This window comes from Fervidobacterium pennivorans (assembly GCF_001644665.1).
GTDB lineage: Bacteria > Thermotogota > Thermotogae > Thermotogales > Fervidobacteriaceae > Fervidobacterium > Fervidobacterium ngatamarikiense.
Map to the genome: position 1 here is coordinate 553,718 of NZ_CP011393.1, position 20,402 is coordinate 574,119.

At 38.3% G+C, this 20,402-nt stretch carries 17 protein-coding genes; 5 read left to right on the forward strand and 12 right to left on the reverse strand.

Annotation, left to right across the window (positions count from 1 at the left end; genetic code table 11):
• Nucleotides 1-15: 15 nt before the first annotated feature.
• Genes JM64_RS02640 through JM64_RS02660 form a run of 5 tightly spaced genes read left to right on the forward strand, consistent with a single transcriptional unit; the run spans nt 16 to nt 6,727 of the window.
• The gene (locus JM64_RS02640) at nt 16-1,209 is read left to right on the forward strand and encodes a class I SAM-dependent rRNA methyltransferase (protein ID WP_064011383.1); all 1,194 of its coding nucleotides are present in this window, start codon (nt 16-18) and stop codon (nt 1,207-1,209) included.
• A 48-nt stretch (nt 1,210-1,257) separates the two neighbouring features.
• The gene (locus tag JM64_RS02645; protein WP_064011384.1) at nt 1,258-3,096 is read left to right on the forward strand and encodes an outer membrane protein assembly factor BamB family protein; all 1,839 of its coding nucleotides are present in this window, start codon (nt 1,258-1,260) and stop codon (nt 3,094-3,096) included.
• A gap of 48 nt (nt 3,097-3,144) precedes the next feature.
• Entirely contained in the window at nt 3,145-3,696 is a 552-nt protein-coding gene (locus tag JM64_RS02650; protein WP_064011385.1) for an NUDIX hydrolase, read from the forward strand.
• 4 nt (nt 3,697-3,700) lie between these two features.
• Nucleotides 3,701-5,224 (forward strand): YifB family Mg chelatase-like AAA ATPase, encoded by a 1,524-nt coding sequence (locus JM64_RS02655; RefSeq protein WP_064011386.1) that lies wholly within the window; start codon nt 3,701-3,703, stop codon nt 5,222-5,224.
• A gap of 33 nt (nt 5,225-5,257) precedes the next feature.
• Nucleotides 5,258-6,727, forward strand: coding sequence for a carboxypeptidase M32 (locus tag JM64_RS02660; RefSeq protein ID WP_064011387.1), 1,470 nt, complete (start codon nt 5,258-5,260; stop codon nt 6,725-6,727).
• Nucleotides 6,728-6,936: 209 nt separating this feature from the next.
• On the opposite strand, the gene JM64_RS02665 is transcribed toward JM64_RS02660, so the two are convergent.
• The 12 genes from JM64_RS02665 to JM64_RS02720 form a co-directional block, all read right to left on the reverse strand.
• Entirely contained in the window at nt 6,937-7,632 is a 696-nt protein-coding gene (locus tag JM64_RS02665) for a redox-sensing transcriptional repressor Rex (protein ID WP_064011388.1), read from the reverse strand.
• A complete protein-coding gene (locus JM64_RS02670) occupies nt 7,580-9,586 on the reverse strand; it encodes a [FeFe] hydrogenase, group A (protein ID WP_064011389.1) in 2,007 nt (668 codons plus the stop codon). Before JM64_RS02670 ends, JM64_RS02665 begins: the two co-directional genes overlap by 53 nt.
• 40 nt (nt 9,587-9,626) lie before the next feature.
• Nucleotides 9,627-11,531, reverse strand: a complete 1,905-nt coding sequence (locus tag JM64_RS02675; RefSeq protein WP_409417947.1) for an NADH-ubiquinone oxidoreductase-F iron-sulfur binding region domain-containing protein — start codon at nt 11,529-11,531, stop codon at nt 9,627-9,629.
• Entirely contained in the window at nt 11,528-12,010 is a 483-nt protein-coding gene (gene nuoE, locus JM64_RS02680) for an NADH-quinone oxidoreductase subunit NuoE (protein WP_156487880.1), read from the reverse strand. Before nuoE ends, JM64_RS02675 begins: the two co-directional genes overlap by 4 nt.
• 339 nt (nt 12,011-12,349) lie before the next feature.
• Entirely contained in the window at nt 12,350-13,669 is a 1,320-nt protein-coding gene (locus JM64_RS02685; RefSeq protein ID WP_064011390.1) for a carcinine hydrolase/isopenicillin-N N-acyltransferase family protein, read from the reverse strand.
• A 68-nt stretch (nt 13,670-13,737) separates the two neighbouring features.
• Nucleotides 13,738-14,460, reverse strand: a complete 723-nt coding sequence (locus tag JM64_RS02690; RefSeq protein ID WP_064011391.1) for a LytR/AlgR family response regulator transcription factor — start codon at nt 14,458-14,460, stop codon at nt 13,738-13,740.
• Nucleotides 14,461-14,478: 18 nt separating this feature from the next.
• On the reverse strand, nt 14,479-15,468 hold the full coding sequence (locus JM64_RS02695; RefSeq protein WP_064011392.1) for a sensor histidine kinase: 990 nt from the start codon (nt 15,466-15,468) through the stop codon (nt 14,479-14,481).
• Nucleotides 15,469-15,492: 24 nt separating this feature from the next.
• Nucleotides 15,493-16,017, reverse strand: a complete 525-nt coding sequence (locus JM64_RS02700; RefSeq protein WP_064011393.1) for a hypothetical protein — start codon at nt 16,015-16,017, stop codon at nt 15,493-15,495.
• 14 nt (nt 16,018-16,031) lie between these two features.
• Nucleotides 16,032-16,703: a hypothetical protein gene (locus JM64_RS02705; protein WP_064011394.1), complete on the reverse strand. Its 672-nt coding sequence runs from the start codon at nt 16,701-16,703 to the stop codon at nt 16,032-16,034.
• A 71-nt stretch (nt 16,704-16,774) separates the two neighbouring features.
• Nucleotides 16,775-17,368, reverse strand: a complete 594-nt coding sequence (locus tag JM64_RS02710) for a hypothetical protein (RefSeq protein WP_064011395.1) — start codon at nt 17,366-17,368, stop codon at nt 16,775-16,777.
• 211 nt (nt 17,369-17,579) lie between these two features.
• Nucleotides 17,580-18,719, reverse strand: coding sequence for a SpoIIE family protein phosphatase (locus JM64_RS02715; protein WP_064011396.1), 1,140 nt, complete (start codon nt 18,717-18,719; stop codon nt 17,580-17,582).
• Nucleotides 18,706-20,400, reverse strand: a complete 1,695-nt coding sequence (locus tag JM64_RS02720) for a [Fe-Fe] hydrogenase large subunit C-terminal domain-containing protein (protein ID WP_231882431.1) — start codon at nt 20,398-20,400, stop codon at nt 18,706-18,708. Before JM64_RS02720 ends, JM64_RS02715 begins: the two co-directional genes overlap by 14 nt.
• Nucleotides 20,401-20,402: the final 2 nt, after the last annotated feature.

Genomic DNA, 20,402 nt, shown 5'->3' on the forward strand with positions numbered 1-20,402 from the left:
GAGGTGAATTAGGCGGTGGGTAACAGAAATGCGAAAGTTATTTTAAAGAAAGACATAAAGCGTCGTGTATTTAACGGACATCCGTGGGTCTACGATAACGAAATTGAAAAGATAGAGGGCAATTTTGAGGATGGAGATATAGTCCTTGTATACACTTTCGCAAACCAGTTTTTTGGGATTGGATACATTAACACAAAATCCAAGATAACGGTTAGATTGCTCTCAAGAAAACCGGTGGATATTAACCGGGAATTTATAAAGAATAGAATCTTGCAAGCAATGAGAAATAGATACAGTATCACAAGAGAGAATGCCTACAGGGTTATCTTTGGTGAAGCTGACGGATTACCTGGACTCATTGTGGATAAGTTCAACGAATATCTCACAGTTCAATTTAATACACTTGGAATAAACAAGCTTAAAAACCTCATTTTGGATGTTCTCATTGAAATTTTCTCCCCGACAGGTATATTTGAAAGAACCGAGGGAAGTGCAGTTAGGAAAGAAGGTCTTGAAGAATTCTCAGGTTGGATCTACGGTTCTGGCCCAGAACTCATACCATTTGAGATAAACGGGATAAAGTTCTTGGCTGATACAAAGGGACAGAAGACAGGGGCATTCTTAGACCAGCGTGAGAATGCGAGGAAACTCAGAGAGTTTGCTCATGACAAGATTTGTCTCGATTGCTTTTCGTATACCGGAAATTTTGGAATGCACTTACTTAGTGGTGGAGCGAAGCATGTGACTTTTGTGGATTATTCGGAGCGTGCGATTGACGTAGCAAAAGAGATTGCAAAATTAAACGGTTTTGATAAAGATAGAACGGACTTTGTCGTTGCAAATGCTTTTGATTACTTGAAATCCAGTTATGAAAAATCGAAAAAATACGATATAGTAGTTCTTGACCCTCCGTCTTTTGCTAAGAGTGCCTCAAGTCGTGATGCAGCATTTAAGGGGTATAAAGAAATTAACTATAGAAGCATGAAACTACTGAAAAGTGAGGGTTTACTTGCAACAGCTTCCTGTACGCAGGTTGTATCCCAGGGTGAATTTGAGTCTATTTTGGTTGATGCTGCAATCGACGCTAAAGTTCTTCTGAGGTTAATTTACAGAGGTGGCCAGCCTGTTGACCATCCTCAAGTTTACAATATTCTTGAAACGATGTATCTAAAGTTCTTGATTCTACAGGTTTCACCTATAAATAACTAAACGAAATTTGCAGGCAGTATCATAGAGACTATCAGGGGGTATAACGCTGTGCGAAGGAATTTACTGGCAGTTATTCCATTATCTTTTTTGTTTGCTACATTACTATTTTCCGGGGCTCTTATTGTTACAACTTCAGGTATTGTCGATGAAGCTGGTAATGTTCTTAGGAGTGTATCAGCATTGGATGTGCTCTTCGATGGTACGCAGTATTACTATGTAACAACCGATGGTATTTACTCTCTTGATGGGAAGACTAAAATAGACATTAAAAATGCCCAGCGTGTAGGGATTAACTACGTATTATCAAACTCGAAAGTATACAAGATAGAAAAAGGTTCAGCAACAAGTATAGGAACAGTATCATCAAAGATGAAGAGCATTTACGTTGTATCAGATTACATAATTGGAATCGAAAGTAACCAAATAGTATGTTACTACGCTGGCAACGTTGTATGGTCCGTCCCAACAGATGCTGCTTTCTTTAAGATTTCCGAACAATACATGGCAGTTTTTGGCTCGCAAACGCAACTTTTTAATATTTCAAACGTTAGGTTTGTGAAGCTTGAGAGAGTCTACCCGAAGTTTTCAGATTACGTTTACTTTGCAGGTTATCATGTTTTTAGTGACGGAAGTAAGATTTACCTCTACCGAGGTTCGGCAAGGTTGAGCACTACTTTTCCATACAAAGGGGCACTTTTTACAGATGGAAGGTACCTGTATTCTGGAAATTTATTGATTACAGCAGACCTTGTACAAAAAGAGCTGAAATTTACTGTAAAATCTCTTGTTCCTGTTTACACTGATGAGAAAGAAGAGAATATAGTTCAAGACACAGTAACGGTCCAGCCTCCACTTCCGACGCAACAATCAACTACACCTTCGACTTCGCAAAAGCAAGCTGATGAAGAACCACAAAAAAAAGAAGAAACGACTATTGTAAAGCCTTCGGAACCTCAACAGCAACCAAAAATTCCAAAGTTATACGAACTTGTATGGAAAGTAGTCTTAAATGATTCCATTTCTGGCAAACCTGCTGTAAAAGGGACTGTTTCATATGTGCCTACAACGAAGGGAACGGTTATCGCAATTGATGGTGGAAAAATAGTGTGGTCATACCGAACCAACTTTGTAATAACTGGGCATATTACAGTTGGTAATCATATTTACGTTGGGTCTTGGGATGATACCATCTATGCATTGAAGGAAGATGGAACGCTTGCCTGGAAGCTTTCACTTGACAGTGATATTGCTTACGGCCCTGCTTGGGATGGATATTTACTTTATGTGGTTACTGACAAAGGAACACTTTACATTATCAAAGACGAAGATAAGACAGGTGTTATAAGAAGCTCTTACAAAGTAGGGACCTATCCTTCAATACCGCCATCGGTTTCCCTTGCTGGGAAAGTTTATGTTGTCGATGGTGCTGGAAACCTTTGGAGGGATAAAAGCGTAGATAGTTTTGCAGGGAAACCTAAAAACTTACCGATATACTCTGAAACACCTTACATCAGCAAACAGGTAGGGTTTTCGCTTATAGATGAATACGGTAATCCTTATGAATTCATACCTATGAAAGACAGCACAGATATTTTTAAAGGGCGAACCAATTTCTTGACTATTTCGGCCGAAATTACCGACGCTGTTTTGGGAAAAGAAAGGCTCTACCTTATAGATTCAAACGGCAAATTTCAAGTTATTGATAAAAATACTAAGAAGGTTTTGTTCACGGATACTGTTCCAAATGGGAAATACATAAGTTTAAGCAATGGATATTTATTTGTTTTTGGTAAGGAAGTGAGATGCTATTATGTTAACGATACGCCGTCTGGATACTGGAACAGTCTTTACGGAAATCCGATGAACTGGAATTCTGCCGTTAAATAAATCCACCAAAATTTTTAAGAACGATTTTCGAAAGGCAGAGGTGAGTTTTTGAAACGTTTCCTTGGTGAGTTCAATTACTATGCAGTATGTGTTCCCGTGTATGAGCATAAAATTCTTTTTGAAGTTAGGTCAGAAAACATTCCACAGCCGTTAGAAGTGTCGTTTCCAGGTGGGCACATTGAAGAAAATGAACAGCCATATGAAGCAGCCTTAAGGGAGCTTAAGGAAGAGATCGGGCTTCAGACTGTTCAGTTGCTTTTTGAAGTGGAACCGCTTATAACACCTTTCAATTCGGTCATATACCCTTTTGTTGTTTCTGTAGACCTACGTGAACTTTGTATAAACACAAGTGAGGTGAAGGAAACCTTTTTAGTCCCACTTGAACACTTTGAAAAACCCTACTCCACTGGTTATGTTGATGTGGAGCTCAAACCGCATGAAGACTTTCCGTATCATCTCATACCTTTTGGAAGAGAATACAACTGGAAGCGAGGGGTTTATAAGGTCACCTTTTATAAGTACGAAAACTATGTTATTTGGGGGTTAACCGCAAGAATCGCTCAAAGGGTCTACGAGTTAATGAAGGAACAAGGGGGATAGGGAGATGTTTTTCAGCACGAAGTCGGCAGTTATTGTGGGTATAACTCCGCTTTTGGTAAACGTGGAGGTGGACATAAATGCACGAAGTGTAAAAAGAGACATCAACATTGTTGGACTACCAGACACCGCAGTTAAAGAGAGCAAGCAAAGGATTCTCAGTGCTTTCAAAAATTCCAATGTTTCTATGCCTGATGGACTTATCACTGTTAACTTAGCACCTGGAGATGTTAAAAAAGAAGGCACCTTTTTAGATTTTGCAATAGCGTTAGCTATTTTAGGAGCTGCAAAACACATACCTCCATTCAACGCAATTGTTATTGGAGAGCTGGGTTTAGATGGAAGTGTCAAAAGAGTTAAAGGTGTCCTTCCTATATTGTTGGAATTTCAAAATCCTTTGATTACCTTTATCATCCCTTCGGATAATATCCCTGAAGCTGCAGCTACTAAAGCAAAATTCCTACCATTTAAGAATCTCTACGAGGCAGTCCAAGCAATAAAGACAGGAAATTTTCCCCAGGTCAAGTATGAAACACCAAGCTTTGATACTGAAAACCATGAAGTAGACTTTTCTGATATCCGTGGGCATTTAGTTCCAAAACGAGCTTTAGAAGTTGCAGCAAGTGGTGGGCATAATGTTTTGATGGTTGGACCACCGGGCACGGGAAAAACAATGTTTGCTCGAAGATTTCCAACGATACTGCCACCTATGAGTGAACAGGAAATCATCGAAACTTCAAAGATATATAGTGCCATTGGTTTGTTGGATTCAAAACTTATAACTAAAAGACCCTTCAGAAGTCCTCACCATACTTCAAGTGCGGTGGCTATAATTGGCGGAGGTACCAATGTCAAACCTGGAGAGGTAACGCTTGCTCACAATGGCGTATTGTTCTTGGATGAACTTCCCGAATTTCGGAGGGATGTTTTGGAAGCGCTCCGTGAACCTCTTGAAGACGGCGTGGTTACTGTTTCTCGCTCAAAGGCAACGCATATCTTTCCTGCCAACTTTCAATTAATTGCGGCAATGAATCCGTGTCCATGTGGTTACTACGGAGACAAAGAAATAGCTTGCAAGTGTTCTCCTTATGAAATCAGAAAATACTGGAAAAATATATCAGGTCCCATACTTGACAGAATAGATATCCAAATCCAGGTTCCTAGAGTGTCTTACGAAGAGATACGTGGAAAAACTTTACAAACGGACGGGGAATCAAGCGCGCAAATTCGTGAAAGGGTAATGAAAGCACGAGAAAAACAGCTGCATAGATACAAAGAAGAGAACATAAAGCTAAATGCAAAGTTGACTCACAAAATGGTTGAGAAATATATTAAACTAGACGACAAAGCAGAGGAAATTTTGAAACTTTTTGTCACAAAACACAGGCTTTCAGGAAGGGCTATAGATAAAATCTTGAAAGTTTCAAGAACCATCGCTGACCTCAACGGTGACGATATTGTCGATGCAAAAGCTGTTAGTGAAGCTTTGCATTACAGATTGAGCAGCATTGATTTTGAATTTGTACTTTGATAACAGTTTTTGAAAAAGTTAGGGGGAGTTTGTATGGAAGAGCTAAAGAATTACTACAGACGTGTTGCAAAGTATTCCAGTGCAGCTTCTTTGCTTTACTGGGATATGCAGACTTACATGCCAAAAGATGCAGGTCCCTACAGGGCAGAGGTTTTATCCGAGATAGGTACTTATGCTTTCAAAGCCATGATTGATGATGCTCTTGGCACACTTTTAGAAAGAGCTCAACCCCAAAATGAAATAGAAGAAAAGATAGTTTCTGTGGGGAAGAAGGAGTATTACAAGTATAAAAAAGTACCTCCTGAACTCTTTCAGGGGATAATGATGACATCAACAATGCTTGAGCAAAAATGGGAAATTGCAAAATCAAAAGGGGATTTTGAAGAAGTAAGACCCCTGCTTGAAAAACTTGTAGAACTATCTAGAAAGTATGCAGAAATTTTAGGTTACGAAGAAGAACCATACAACGCTTTGCTAGACCTCTATGAACCTGGTATGAAAGCAAGCGACGTGGAACAGATATTTAGCAGTGTTAAGACCTTTATTCTCGAAGTTCTTAAGAAAATAGAGAGCCTACCAAAAGCAGAAGACCCGTTTGATAGAGAAATCAGTGCTGAAAAACAAAAGGAATTTAGTATTTGGTTATTGCATTACCTTAAGTACGACTTCAACAAGGGTAGGTTAGACGTATCAACCCATCCATTCACAAATCCCATAGGTCTAAACGATGTTCGTATAACAACAAGGTATATTGTGAACGACATGAGGAACTCTATCTATTCAACCATTCACGAATTTGGGCATGCGTTGTATGCGCTCTCCATTCCGGCAGAATTTTACGGTTTACCAATAGGTAGCAGCGCTTCTTATGGTTTTGATGAAAGTCAATCCCGATTTTGGGAGAATATAGTGGGCAGGAGCCTGGCATTTTGGAAAGGAATATATCAAAAGTTTGTGGAAATTATTCCAGAAATGAAAGAGTATACGGTTGAAGAGCTTTGGAGAGCAGTAAACAGAGTCCAAAGGTCCTACATTAGAACGGAAGCTGATGAGGTAACGTACAATTTACATATAATCATAAGATTCGAAATTGAACGTGCATTAATCAACGGTGAGTTGAATGTAAAAGATATACCAGATAAGTGGGCTGAACTATTTAAAGATTATATGGGCTTGGAGGTTCCGAATAACACACTTGGTTGTATGCAAGACCCGCATTGGTATGGTGGAAACTTTGGTTACTTCCCAACGTACGCACTTGGCAATCTCTATGCCGCCCAAATATTCGAGAAGTTAAAAGAAGAAATTGACTTTGATGGTGTAGTTTCAAAAGGTGAGTTTGACGTTATTAAAGACTTTCTGCGAGAAAAGATTCACACGAAAGGGAAGATGTATGAACCTGCTGAATTAATCAAGATGGTAACCGGTAAGCCACTATCTTATGAACCATTTGTTAGATACGTGAAAGAAAAATACTCTAAGGTGTATGGAATAGAACTTTGAACTTCTGAGCATTAAACTAACGAAAAACAACGGAAAATGCCGGGATAACCCGGCACTTTTCTTTTGTAAAAAAAAAAGTCCCCGGTTTGGTAACCGGGGTGGGAAGGTGTGCTGGCCGTTGTGAGGTCGTTCCTCACTATATATATGCGCGTGGCGCATTATTGTTCGAATGTTCGAAGGTTAAAAACTGCTTGAAAACTATTTAATTATCATTTAGACGCGAGATTTTGTGTTTTGTTTACATTTTCAGCCTTTAGCCTTTCTTTTTCTGCTAGCATATGTTTCAGTCCAAGCAATCCCCTTGTTATATCCTCATTTTGCACAATTATATCTTCTGGTACATCCAATATCCTTGTAGAAAAGTTCCAGAGAGCCTTTATTCCATGGCTTACCAGTAAATCGGCAACTTGCTGTGCAGCATTTTCTGGAACACAGATAGCTGCAATCTTCACTCTAAATCTTCGAATGACCCTCGACAAGTCTTTTAACGGAAGCACCATAAGTTCGCCAACCATTGTTCCTATCTTATTTGGATCGTTATCGAATATTGCTGCGACCCTTATGCCTATATTTTTGAACCCCTTGTAATTCGCAAGCGCACTTCCAAGATGCCCTGCTCCGATGATTATAATGTTCTCGTCTACCCCTGTTCCAAAAAGCTCATCCAGTTCATTGAGTAATTCCTTAATCACGTAACCTACCTTTGGCTTTCCTTTAGTCTCGAGGAAAGAAAAGTCTTTCCTCACTTGCTCTGGAGTGATGCGAAGTAACTCTGCAATTTCTTCGGACAACACATACTGCTTTCCTTCAACAAGAAGCTGGCTCAAAAGTGCGTGATATAGTTTCAGACGTTCAAACGTTGCTTTTGGAAACCGAAGAATCCCCTTTCGTTCTTCTAAGTTCATTCAAAGCCACCTCTTTTACCTTTTCGATTGTTGCCTCGGACACTATTATATCATTTACCACGACGTTTGGTGCTTTTCCACATTTTTCTACGCAGAACGTTCCTTTAATTTCTAAGTTCCTTGCCCATTCTTCCTTGTTTGCGACTGAAATGAGCTTTTCAAGAATTTCATATGAACCCTTTGAGTAGCAAGACGTACCCAAGCATACACTTACCTTGACTTTGTCCTCGGCTTCTTCTGGAAGAGGTAATATGTCGATTTCTTCTTCTTGAACTCTCCTTCTGTGTTTGTAATGTGTGTGAATTACCTCATGTGCCTCGTGACTAAGGGGTTTATTGAGATATTTTTCATACAGTTGAAGCATGTGGAAGTTTTCTGTTGGTGAAATTAGTACATCGATACTTTGAACTTCTCTGAGTATCCTTGCTCTCTTTTCTCTGGTTCTAAAATCATTTGGATATGGTTGTCCGCCACCACCAATACAACCGTAATTGCACGCCATAACTTCGACAATATCTACATCCAGTTCTCCCGCTCTTATTGAATCAATAATTTTTCTGGTGTTTCCAAGTCCGAAGACCGCCATACCTTTTACGACCTTACCGTTGCTAAGTTCAATGGTCGTTAGTCTAACACCTTCGGAAATTTGTTTTGTTTCTATGCTCTTTATTCCAATTATCTCGTTAATGACATTCACAACGCTTCCAAGTACTCCTCCACTCTTACCAAAGCTCAGACCAGATTGTGATGAAAGTCCAAACGGTCTGTCAAATGGTTCAGGCTCTACCATTCTTATATCAATTCCCGTGGATTTAATTATCTTTACAACTTCTCTCGTTGTGAGAACAATATCAACATCACCGTTAAATTCTTCTCTTTCTGCTTCAAACTTCTTAGCTGTACATGGCATTATTGAAACGAGCACGATATCTTTTGGATCGACACCTATTTCCTTCGCGTAGAACCTCTTAATTATTGCTCCAAGTGCCATCTGTGGTGATTTCACACTTGATAAATTATCCAGATATTCTGGATAGTATTGTTCAGCGAATTTAACCCATCCGGGACAACAAGATGTGAATTGTGGCAATTTTTCTCCTTTTTCCAATCTTTCAATGAATTCATGTGCTTCTTCATAGGTAACGAGGTCAGCGGCAAACGCAACGTCAAAGACCTTCTTAAATCCTATCATCTTCAGTAGGGAGACCATCCTACCTGCTGCAGCTACATCATCTTCCAAGCCGAATTCCTCTTGTAGAGATGCCCTCACTGCAGGTGCTACCATACCAATTACATATTTTCCGTCTTCGATAGCCTTGTAGACTTTATCAACATCGTTTCTAATTGCTAATGCGCCTGTTGGACAATATGCAACACATTGGCCACAAAGGACACATTCTGTGTTTTCTAGCTTCTCTTCAAAGGATGGAACAACCTGAGCTTCGAATCCTCTGTAAGCGAAATCTATAGCAGCAATTGACTGGATTTCATCACATGCTCTCACACAATCTCCGCAAAGGATACACTTTGAATTATCTCTGACAATAACTGATGATGTATCTGTAATTGTCTTCTTTGAAATCTTTTCAAATCTGTTATTAGTCAACCCAAACTCTTGTGCATATTTTTGTAACTTACACTTTCCGTTCATCTCACATGTTGTACAATCACCGTCGTGAGATGCAAGCAGAAGTTGAAGTATACCTTTTCTCAACTCGTAAATTTTTGGTGTATGTGTCTTTATTACCATTCCTTCTCTTGGTTGTAATGTACAAGATGTCACTATATCTTTTCCATCGACTTCAACAAGACACATTCTACAAGCTCCGTATATCGACGTCTCTGAGAGGTAACAAAGGTTTGGAATCTCGATACCGACTTCTCTGAGAGCTTCAAGCACATTTCTTGCATCGTCACGTATTTCTATTTCCCTGCCATTAACTACTATCTTCATTCTCCATCACCCTCCCGAACTGACAATCAGGACTCACAAATCAGCCAACAAGTTCTATTGCACCGAACTTACACTTTGTTACACACAGTCCGCACTTGATACACTTTTCTTGGTCAATTACATACGGTTTTCCTCTCTCTCCGCTAATAGCGCCATTTGGACAGCTTCTTGCACACAGACTACAGCTCTTACATTTTTCTGGTATAATTACATACTTCTTGAATGCAGTACACATTCCGCTTGGACATCTTCCCTCAATATGTTCAATGTACTCTGACCTAAAGTATTTAAGGGTACTGATAATTGGGTTTGGAGCTGTTTTCCCAAGACCACAAAGAGAAGCTGTCTTAATGATGTCCGATAAGTATTCGAGGCTTTCCAAGTCTTCGTAAGTTGCTTTACCTTGTGTGAATTTTTCGAGTATATTGTAAGCCTGCATTGTTCCTTCTCTACATGGAACACACTTTCCACAAGATTCGCGTTTTGTGAAGTCTAGGAAAAACCTTGCTACTTCGACCATACATCTGTCATCGGTGATTGCGACTATACCTCCTGAGCCAACCATTGCACCAACGGATATTAGTGAATCGTAATCAAGTGGGAGGTCGAAGAGTTCCTCCGGCAAACAAGCTCCCGATGGTCCACCAATCTGAATAGCTTTTATCTTTCTACCGTTTGAAGTTCCACCGCAGATATTTTCAAGAATGTATCTAATCGTAGTACCGAATTGAATCTCAATGATACCCGTCAACTTTAATGGCCCAGTAACAGAGAACATCTTCGTACCAGGTGAATTCTCAACTCCGCGTTTTCTGTAATTCTCAACACCATCCCTGATTATCTTTGGAACGTTTGCATATGTTTCAACGTTGTTTATAAGTGTTGGTTTACCCCAGAGACCTGCTTGTGCCGGATATGGTGGTCTTGGTCTTGGAACTCCACGTTTACCTTCTATCGAGGCAAGCAAAGCTGTCTCTTCACCACAAACAAATGCACCTGCGCCCTCTTTAACGTAAAGCTCAAATGAGAAATCCGTTCCGAGTATATTTTCGCCGAGAAGACCGTATCTTTTTGCATCCTCAATAGCTTTATTGAACATATCAACAGCAATCGGATATTCCGCCCTGATGTAAGCGTAACCTTTCCTTGCACCTATTGCATAAGCTGCGATAATCATTCCTTCGAGAACCGAGTGTGGGTCTCTTTCAAGAAGTGTTCTGTTCATGAATGCTCCGGGGTCACCCTCGTCCGCGTTACAAACAACGTATTTGATATCGCCTTGGCTTTTATATGCGGCTTCCCATTTCAAACCTGTTGGGAACCCTCCACCACCACGTCCACGCAATCCAGAAGCTTTTACCATATTTATTATCTCAAGTCTATCCATCCCAGAGAGAACTTTTGCAAGTGAAGAATAACCACCTCGCGCCATGTAATCTTCTATGCTTTCACATTCACTTGTTCCAACAGCTTCCATTATGTAGAATGTCTGATTCTTGAAAAATGTAGCGTCTTCCAGTCTTTCTACTTTTTTGTCCGTAATTGGGTCTGTGAGAAGTAAGCGCTCAATAGCTTCACCTTTTATAAGCGTTTTCTCAACGATTTCCTCCACGTCATCCACTTTAACATGACTATATGTGATGCCATATGGCATTATCTTTACCAGCGGACCAAGTGAACAAAGACCACAGCATCCTGTTTTCTTTACTGGTTCATCATCGTCATCAACCTTTTCGATTTGGACATCAAGACCTTTTGCCTTAACAACTTCAACAAACTTCGCATAGACCTTCCTTGAACCACTTGCTGTACAACCAGTTCCAACACATACATAAACGGAGGGTTTTTGGAGCTTTTTTTCTCTTTTCTCTTTTAGCTTTTCTATATAATCAAGCAATTCTTGAGGACTTTTCAATATTGGTTCATTTACAACAACTGTGCTCATTGTTCCTCCTCCTTTCTCTCTCTGAGCTTTCTCAGAATTTCTTTAACTTGTTCTGGAGTCAGTTTTCCATAAACTTCATCGTTTATTACCATTGCTGGAGCAAGAGCACATGCACCAAGGCAACCAACTTTATCGAGGCTGAATTTCAAATCAGGCGTAACTTCACCAGGCTTAATACCTACTTCTTCTTCTATAGCTTTTACAAGACTCATTGAACCTTCCATGTGACATGCCGTTCCATCACAGATAAGAATTGTGTACTCACCCTTTGGTTTTAGAGAAAACTGGGCGTAAAATGTCGCAACGCCATAGATTTTGGCAGGAGGGATACCAAGCGCGGTGCCGATGTAGTATACAACATCCTTTGGGATGTGCCTGTATTCTTTTTGGACTTCGAGTAAGATTTTGATGAGCATCTCTTTCTTGTATTCGTACTTCTTTAAAATCTCTTCAACTTTACTGTAGGTTCTGCTAATCATCGCCACACCTCCACAAAAATGAGATTGTTCTACGGAAATTCAGGGCTAAATGGATAGAATCTATTTATCAATACGTATCAACTCATCCAGCTAAACTAATTTTCTTTCGTGATACTTTTCACGAAAATCATAAAACAAAATATTGCCTCTGTCAAGGGGCAGATTAGAAATTTTTCACGATATAAATGCATAAAAGCCTTGATTTAAGAAGGTAGGCATACTTATTTTAAGCATTGCAGATATGATTTCACAATGGTAAAGAAAGAGTGGAATATAAAAAAGTATTTACTTTTTTTGAAACGTAACTCCTCTTTCGACAACTAAGAACGACTGAGAAAATTAAAATCTAAGACCACTTCCAAACATGAGGTAAAAAGAAAGTTCAGGAATGTTTTTTGTAAGATCCAACACACTCCTTAAAAATAGTAGAGGCCTATAAGGAATCCAATTGTCCGGTTCAATACCTATGTCGAAAGTGAGCAAAGAGAGAGGGAGGTTAATTAAAGGTGTTGTGAGTTCGAAAAATATGCCGATGGCTAAATTAAATTGTTCAAAAAAATGGTAATCGAGACTTATACCAGAATATAACTTTGTTTGGGATTCATTTTCTGTTCTTTGATTTGATACAATGCACTCCACACCAATTCTGGGAAAGCCTGCATAATTAAAAAGCAGCGAGAATGTAGTCAGTGTTGGTGAAGAGAAATATCCATAACTGTTTGAGATTTTAACTAAAAACCGCGTTTCATTCTCCTTTATGTCAGCAGAATGGTTGGTGAGCTCTTCGAATGTCTCCAGGTTGTAAAGATGCATATTTCTTTCTAATTCAGCTGTCACATTAAAGCTCTTAACATCTTCGTTTGGTCCCTTTACATAGAGTTCTATAATTGCTTTGTTTGATACATTACGAACAACAAATGATGTGCTCCAAACTGTAGATTGCTGTTTAACATTTTGGAGTATTGATAAAATATCATACGGAGTTAATTCTACATCCTTTAAGTTTTCAAGTAAGGCTTTTGCTCTTTTGTAGCGACTTATAGATGTTGGATTATCAGGTTTGATATAATCAGCTGACAGGTAATGGTTTGTTAATACGTTTTCCCCTTCTATTACGTGCAGTTGATTGTTGACAAACTCAACAACAGCGGTGTTTCCAAATCTATCAGCCAAAAAATAGTGTACCATCGGATTGCCAAACAAAGTTCCAAATATTATGGACCTTTTTTTAAATAATGCTACAGCCGACTGTACATCGCTAGAAGTTTCTAAAATTTCTCTTAGTATTTGCAAACTTATGCGCGTTGGTCTGAATAAATTTGGAATATTCCAGGAAAATGGTACAGCGGTTATTGCGATATACAAACCAGAGCTGTTTATACCTTCATATGGCATATCGGCTCCCAGCTGTTCCAAAAGTACCATCCCATACTTTTCGTTGTTTGGCGGAATGAACAATAAAAAGCCTTTTGGTGAATCCAAATCGCTGTTCTTTCCAATAATTATAGTTCCGTCGTTATTCCTATGATATACGATTGTACAAGCATGTAAATTTGAAGGTAAGAGATTTAAAGTCATTGAAAGCACAAAGAATACAACAAGCCTGGTAAACACCTTATTAATGATTTGTATGACACTCTGTAATAATCCATTCTCCATTTTAATACACCCCCAGTACAAAGCGCGAAAAATTCAAATACAACTGTACAGTATCGCTTGGAACAAAATTACTCCCTAAGACCTAATATCTTGAAGAAGTTGTACTGGTAGTTTCTTGAGACTTTTATCTCATCGTTGTTGTCCATTAGTACTATGTATGTATTTTGAAACCATTTTTTTATCTTTGAAATATGTTTTATGGAAATAATATAACTTTTGTGAACTTGAACAAAATTGTTTGATGGAAGTTTTTTAAGTAGTACGTGAAGAGGCATGGTACATTCAAATATCTTATCTTTTGTTACTATGTGCACGATTTTGTTGTTTGCCTCGAGATAGATAATTTCATCGGTGTCTAAAAGATAAATTTCATCGTTGTGTTTCACGGGAAGTTTTGAAAGCTTAGATATGTAGTATTCTGGTTTCTGCTTTTTCAAACCTAGTTTATATATTCTCTCAATAGTTTTATTCAATCTGTCTTTGGAAATAGGTTTTAGCACATAATCTATAGCACATTCTTCGAAGGCTTTCAACGTGTATTCATCGTACGCAGTTACAAATACGATATGTGGTTCGTACTCTATGTGCTCAAGAGCCTCAAACACGAGTCTATCACCAACATTTATATCGAGAAAAAGTACATCTGGTTGAAGTAGATTGGCTTTTTTTATAAATTCTTCGCAATTAAATGCTTCAAAGAGTATTTTAATATTACTATCAATTTCGTTGATTAGTCTCTTAATTCGTTCCATTGCCATGGGTTCATCTTCCACAATTCCACAAGTAAACATTGCTCCACCCCTTTTGTTTCAATGCGATTTAATCAATGGTATATGAATTGAAAAGATAGTAAGACCATTTTCCACATTAACCGACATTTTACCTTCAATAAAGGATAGTTGTTGACTAACTATAGAAAGACCTGTTCCAAAGTGCTCTGGTTTAATTTCTCTTTGTGGGCTTCCTGTGTTAAGTATATCGATTCGTACATTCTCATTCTCTAAGCCTGCATGTATTTCTATAATTCCTCCGGAATTAATCTTAATACCGTATTTTATAGCATTTTCGACAACAGGTTGAGTAATACCAGAAGGAATGATAGCATCTTTGACTGTCTCTTGAATTGTTATTTTGTATTCGAATTTAATCGGTAGGAGCATTTCTTTTTGTATTTCAAGGTACTTTTCTATGAAATCTAACTCTTCAAAAAGCGACCACTGTTTCTTAAATTTTAGTACTTCTCTGTAATAATCGGAAACTCTAAGAGTGAATTCCTCTGCTCTCACTGGATTTCGCCTGACCGCTTCTGCAAGAAAGTTGAATGTATTAAATACAAAGTGTGGGTTTAGCTTCGCTCTCAGTAGTTCCATATGAAGATTTTGCAGTTCCTTTTCCAATTCTAATCTTCTCACCCTTTCCTTAAGAGCTGAGAGGTAATTTGCAGCGGATACGGATATTAAGAGGATAATTATCCAGTATATGTCTTTGACTCCTAAATTACTGTTTTGGAAATACGAAATTTTTAATATACTCTCAGATACAAATACACTTAACACAATGCTGTATGCAATATTTATAACGGAGTAAAACAACATCTTAGATATTTTTTTCTCCGTTCTGTAGACTTTTGAAAAGACAGAGTATAAGAAGATACATAAGTTTATCAGCACAAAAGATAGCACAAATGGTGTATAGTAGTCCTTGAAGTCTACTGATTTGAGTAAAAAGAAGTAGGGAATGAATATTGATGTTTCGATTACGATAAATTTAGAAATGGATCTACTCACTTTCCATTTCATTTATATTCTCCTTTTCTAAAGAAATTAGAAGTTTTTAGAAACCATGTTTTGAAACCTCTTCTTTAAATCTTCGACGTAGGTCTTTGAATCTTTCATATTTTGAAGCTTTTCAAAATAAAATGCAAATTTTACAGTATTCCTTTTCATTCCATAGGCATAAGTTATCATGTAGAGGATCTTTTTTTCACTTTCCAAGTCTATCTTTGATTTCTCTTTCAACAACAACAGAAACTCTCCATCTTCGATAATCATGTCTTGAGCAAGTCGGTTTGTATCAATGAATCTGAAAAATGCCTCCATCCTTATTATCCTTATATCCAGATTAAAAGGTTCTTGCTCTACAGCTCTGGAAAGTTGTGCACTCCCTACGTAGAAATAGAGAATGTTAAATGGAAAAAGTGCACTCGCACTCTTTTCAAGTGTGAGCGCACCTTCCTTAGCAACTTCAATCACAGTCGAAGCAAAACCAAACGTTAGAAGTACGTATGCAAAGATTGTGCAAATTAAGGTACGAACAAACAATACTTTTAACACTTGTGACAATTCCAAAGATTTAGACCTCATCAAAATCCGAATCCAACTCCTCCGTAGAATCCGTATGTCAGCAAGAAATTGTTGTATTGTGTTAATCCTTGCAAAGGCTTACCGTTAACAAGCCATCCGTCTGGGGAATATCCACCAATTGCAATTGTTCCAACTTCAAGTTGCATAAAATCTGTAACTTTGACAGCAATGGCAAGATTTGCTGCAATGGAAATGTAACCTATGGAAGTGGTGAGATAGCCTTCGAGGGTTCCATCTTCGAGGTTGCTAACGTTTGTGTTATTTTCATTCACCTTTCTTCCAAGAACTATGTCAATACTTCCAAAATACACGCCAGCAAGCAAGCTAACATTACCAAAAGAGATATTTTTGAGCCCACCGCCAAATCCACCGCCAACTTCAATTTTGTACTTCTTTCCGTCCTTTGTGACCTCTTTCTCTCCACCAAAACCGAACCCACCACCGTAAGTCATACCGGGAACGCCACCATAACCATATCCACCAAATGCAATTATACCATCTGTAAATTCTGGCAAGTCTACAACCGGAATGTTTATGTTCTTCAGTCCGTATAGGGTGCCACCAGGAATGTAAACAACTATCGGACCACCACCACCAAACTCGAACGCAAACCCAACAATACCTAACAGCGACAACCATAAAACAACCGCCAAAGATACGTTTTTCCTCATACAATCCACCTCCAAAAGTCTTTAGGTTCGCCCACTACATACCCTCTCTAAAAACAGCCGCTGCTGTCAAATCACCAGTTTTTCACAATGATATTTCTACCCTGAATGGTTACTTTATTCTCGTATCTCTTTTTGACATATACCGTTAAATTTGTTGATGCTGAATCAACGATTATTTCGACCTTTCCATCAGACGAAAATTCATCGATGTATAATTCACCCTTAATCGTTGCCGTAGAAATCTTTATCTTTACAGGTCCTTTGATCAAAAGATTCTTAGATGTAACGTTAACCGAAGAAATATCAACAAAAACATTATCTAAGACCCCTGATATAAGAACGCTCGCGGCGGAAATATTAATGTTCTTGAGCCCCCTAATACCAATTATGATACTCCCAGAGGCTTTGTTTAGTACTGTTCTTTCAGTATTGGAAGAGATATCAATTTTCTCACCTCGACCGTATAAAATTTCATCTTTCTCATTGTCAAACTGTATACTAAAACTTGCACCTAATATGTTAAGAACTGGATTTGAAACTGGAATTTTAATTAATCCCTCGGAGGAACTTTGCTTTGAAATCATAAAATCCGTCGGCAGCAGAAGTATAAACAAAAACGTGAATAATAGCACACCTGCAATAATCTCCCTATATGTTATATCCATTTCTTCCACCACCTTTTACAGTTTAGAATGTTAATCACTTACAACAACATTATCTCACTAAAATTTACGCGAACAACAGAAATTTCGTCAAAGGTAAAAATCTTGGTGTAAGATGCAATTTTAGAGAGTAACCGAACAACTTAACGATAAATAAAAAAGAGGCTGTTTTTTAGCCTCTTTCCATTGTTATTTTGAAAAGTATCATGAAGAATCAATAATACTCTATCTTAACAACTTTACCACGCTTCTCAAGTATCTGAGAGATATCGTGAATAAGCCTAAATTTGAGTGAAATATCGTGCGAAAAGAGTGGATTTTGATGAGCGGGGTTTATAGCCCTACCAACAAAAAAGGTTATCACATCAGATTCATCGAGCAGGTCTATCAATTTTTGCGCACCAACGCCAAGAGTTGAATCTTGGTTTTCGTAATACCTGAAGACCTGTGAAAGTGTTATTATACCTTCGGTTACAAGGTCTACACCTTCCATATATCCTATGGGTGGAGAATATTCTGATATACTTGAGAAATCTATCTCAACCTTTTTACCAAGTATTTTCTCAACAATTTGACTCGTCGTCCCACCACAAATCACTTTTTTACCTTCCGCACTCATCAGTTTCTCAACAACTATCTTGTCATTCTCTTTGTTTTCAGGCGGTCCAACCATGATTGTCAGATTTCTTCTCTCCCTAATTTTTATAGCACAGACGGTTGCATCATCGCCTTTTGTGTCTCTGTCAAGTGCTTCTGCAAGTCTAACAAGATGTTTGGTGATACTATGCAAATCAACCTTGTTGTCGAGTAAATTCTTCAATTCTTTCCTAATGTTATCTACCCCAAAACCAAATGGGTACTTAATGCTACCCATACCTGCCTGTGAAATGCCATCTGTCATCAAAAAAACGATATCACCAGGTTTGACTTGAATACTGCTTTCGAGGACTTTTCTACCCTGTATTTCGTGCACTTTCTTTTTAAGCTCAACAAACTCACCTTCTCTGTAAAAGAGAACTACAGGAAAATCGTATTCAAAGATATGACAATCTCCATTCACATGGTTAACATAACAAGTGGCTAGTGTTGCGTAGCTTATTCCTCGAACTTTACACGTTGGAAGTGTTGAAATAATAGATGAAAAGACTTCAGAAATAGGTACATCGTTGAGTACCATCGTTGTAGCCATGGAAGCGGTCAAAGTTGAAAGTATACTTGCCTTTATTCCGCTACCTAGTCCATCTGATACACTTACAACTGTTTTTTCTTCGGTCTTTTTCAATTTTATCGTATCGCCGCAAACTTCTTCTCCACTCTTATTCTTTTGTGCGTAATATATATCACTTGTCAACATTTTCTTCCCCCAGGAATTTCTTAAATTCTGCAAACCTAGATTTTGTTTCAGCTATCGATTCACCAAGTAGACTTGCTATGTTTTGAGCTAATTTCATCTGCTCGTTCAAAACTTCATCAATCTTTTCAATAGTTCGTCTTCTCAGCTCGTTCATGTGTTCCCGTTGTTGGACCATTTCTGTAAGGTCTACAAACAGGACAACTGTGCCTCCATCGTCTGGTAAGTCGAAGACCTTTGGATACAGATAGACCTTTCTAGAATTAATGTAAAGCTCATGTATTCTATTCGAGCTTTCTTTTACCCTTTGACAAATACTGATAAGCATATCTTCTGTATAATTCGCAAACAGAATTCTTGCTGAATTGTTGATATACAAAATCTTTGAATCTTTGAATATCACAATTGCATTTGGTGTTTCCTCAACAACAAGGTTACTCACAGAGGAAACCTTTTCAACTAAATATGCAAAACACATTTCCTTTTCTGCTTTACCAACGGCGACAGCAATTGCCTTGTCACGACACGTTTCATATCCACATCCGGTGCAGTCTAATATCTTTTCGGGATTCGTTTTTCCCATCTGGGCAAAAATCCGTTCAATCTCTGACTCGGGTATATTGTATTCCACCTTTCTTATTTTCAACGAATGTTTCAAATCAATAGGAACCGAAAATCTGTCCACTTTCTTTACATTTAAACTTTCTAAAACACGGATGGCGTTTTGTAGCCTTGAACGCCGTAATAGTATGTTGTCTTCTCTTTTCATAGTGGGACCGTTAATACAGCCTCCGACACACGCGGATGCTTCTATAAATATCTTTTCATTGAAACCATTGAATGTCTTAAAGAAATTTATTATGTTTTCAACACCTTCAAGCACGTAGTACGGGAAATTCTCCCCAACATACGCAGTAGCGGAATCAACAACTCCTCGAGAGGATGGATAAAACCTTGCTCTGCTTGGATGTGGCGAATCTGGATAGGTTTCCGCCATCTTTTCTAACAGGGTGTCAATCCCTTTGGTATTATTATTACCATCGTGAAAGATTTTTTCTAATCCCCTTTCGAGTTCTTCAAAAGTCAAGACTACATCAAACACATCTTCAAGTTCCTTCTTTTTCGCAATGCACGGACTGACAAAAACCTTTGGCAAATTTCCGAACATATGTTTCAAAAACTCGGCATGAGCACTCGCTGGAGATTTAACTTTAAATAGATAATCCGCATATTCGGGAAAATACTTCTCAACGAGTTCTACAACAACGGGACACGCCGTTGTAATTAAAGGTTTATCGCTACGTGAAAATATCTTGGCGTACTCTTCTGACACATATTCTGCCCCAATAGAGGTTTCCGAGATGTATACACAACCTAATTGTTTAAGCAAGGACAAAACCTTGAAAGCTTCTTTGAAATAAGCATAGAAAGAAGGAGCTATTGACAAAATAAAAGGTTTCCTCGCAAGACTTAAAAACTTTTCAATATCATTCCTGTATTGCTTTGCTTTTTGCGGACATGTATTGACGCAAGTGCCACAAAGTACACATTCCTCTTCAATAACAAACGATTCACCATGCCTGAAACTGATAGCTTTTACTGGGCAATTCCTGAGGCATTTGTAACAGTACGTACAGTTAGCTTTGTCAGATAAGATATACCGGCTTTTTGTCATTGTTATCATTG

Bases quoted from the DNA above. Each gene is read 5' to 3' on its own strand.
- JM64_RS02690 (WP_064011391.1), bottom strand. From the start codon at position 14,460: ATGTTTACTTGTGGAATTGTGGAAGATGAACCCATGGCAATGGAACGA.
- JM64_RS02660 (WP_064011387.1), top strand. From the start codon at position 5,258: ATGGAAGAGCTAAAGAATTACTACAGACGTGTTGCAAAGTATTCCAGT.
- JM64_RS02685 (WP_064011390.1), bottom strand. From the start codon at position 13,669: ATGGAGAATGGATTATTACAGAGTGTCATACAAATCATTAATAAGGTG.
- JM64_RS02710 (WP_064011395.1), bottom strand. From the start codon at position 17,368: ATGGATATAACATATAGGGAGATTATTGCAGGTGTGCTATTATTCACG.
- JM64_RS02715 (WP_064011396.1), bottom strand. From the start codon at position 18,719: ATGTTGACAAGTGATATATATTACGCACAAAAGAATAAGAGTGGAGAA.
- nuoE (WP_156487880.1), bottom strand. From the start codon at position 12,010: ATGATTAGCAGAACCTACAGTAAAGTTGAAGAGATTTTAAAGAAGTAC.
- JM64_RS02670 (WP_064011389.1), bottom strand. From the start codon at position 9,586: ATGAAGATAGTAGTTAATGGCAGGGAAATAGAAATACGTGACGATGCA.
- JM64_RS02720 (WP_231882431.1), bottom strand. From the start codon at position 20,400: ATGATAACAATGACAAAAAGCCGGTATATCTTATCTGACAAAGCTAAC.
- JM64_RS02675 (WP_409417947.1), bottom strand. From the start codon at position 11,531: ATGAGCACAGTTGTTGTAAATGAACCAATATTGAAAAGTCCTCAAGAA.
- JM64_RS02655 (WP_064011386.1), top strand. From the start codon at position 3,701: ATGTTTTTCAGCACGAAGTCGGCAGTTATTGTGGGTATAACTCCGCTT.
- JM64_RS02695 (WP_064011392.1), bottom strand. From the start codon at position 15,468: ATGAAATGGAAAGTGAGTAGATCCATTTCTAAATTTATCGTAATCGAA.
- JM64_RS02705 (WP_064011394.1), bottom strand. From the start codon at position 16,703: ATGAGGAAAAACGTATCTTTGGCGGTTGTTTTATGGTTGTCGCTGTTA.
- JM64_RS02665 (WP_064011388.1), bottom strand. From the start codon at position 7,632: ATGAACTTAGAAGAACGAAAGGGGATTCTTCGGTTTCCAAAAGCAACG.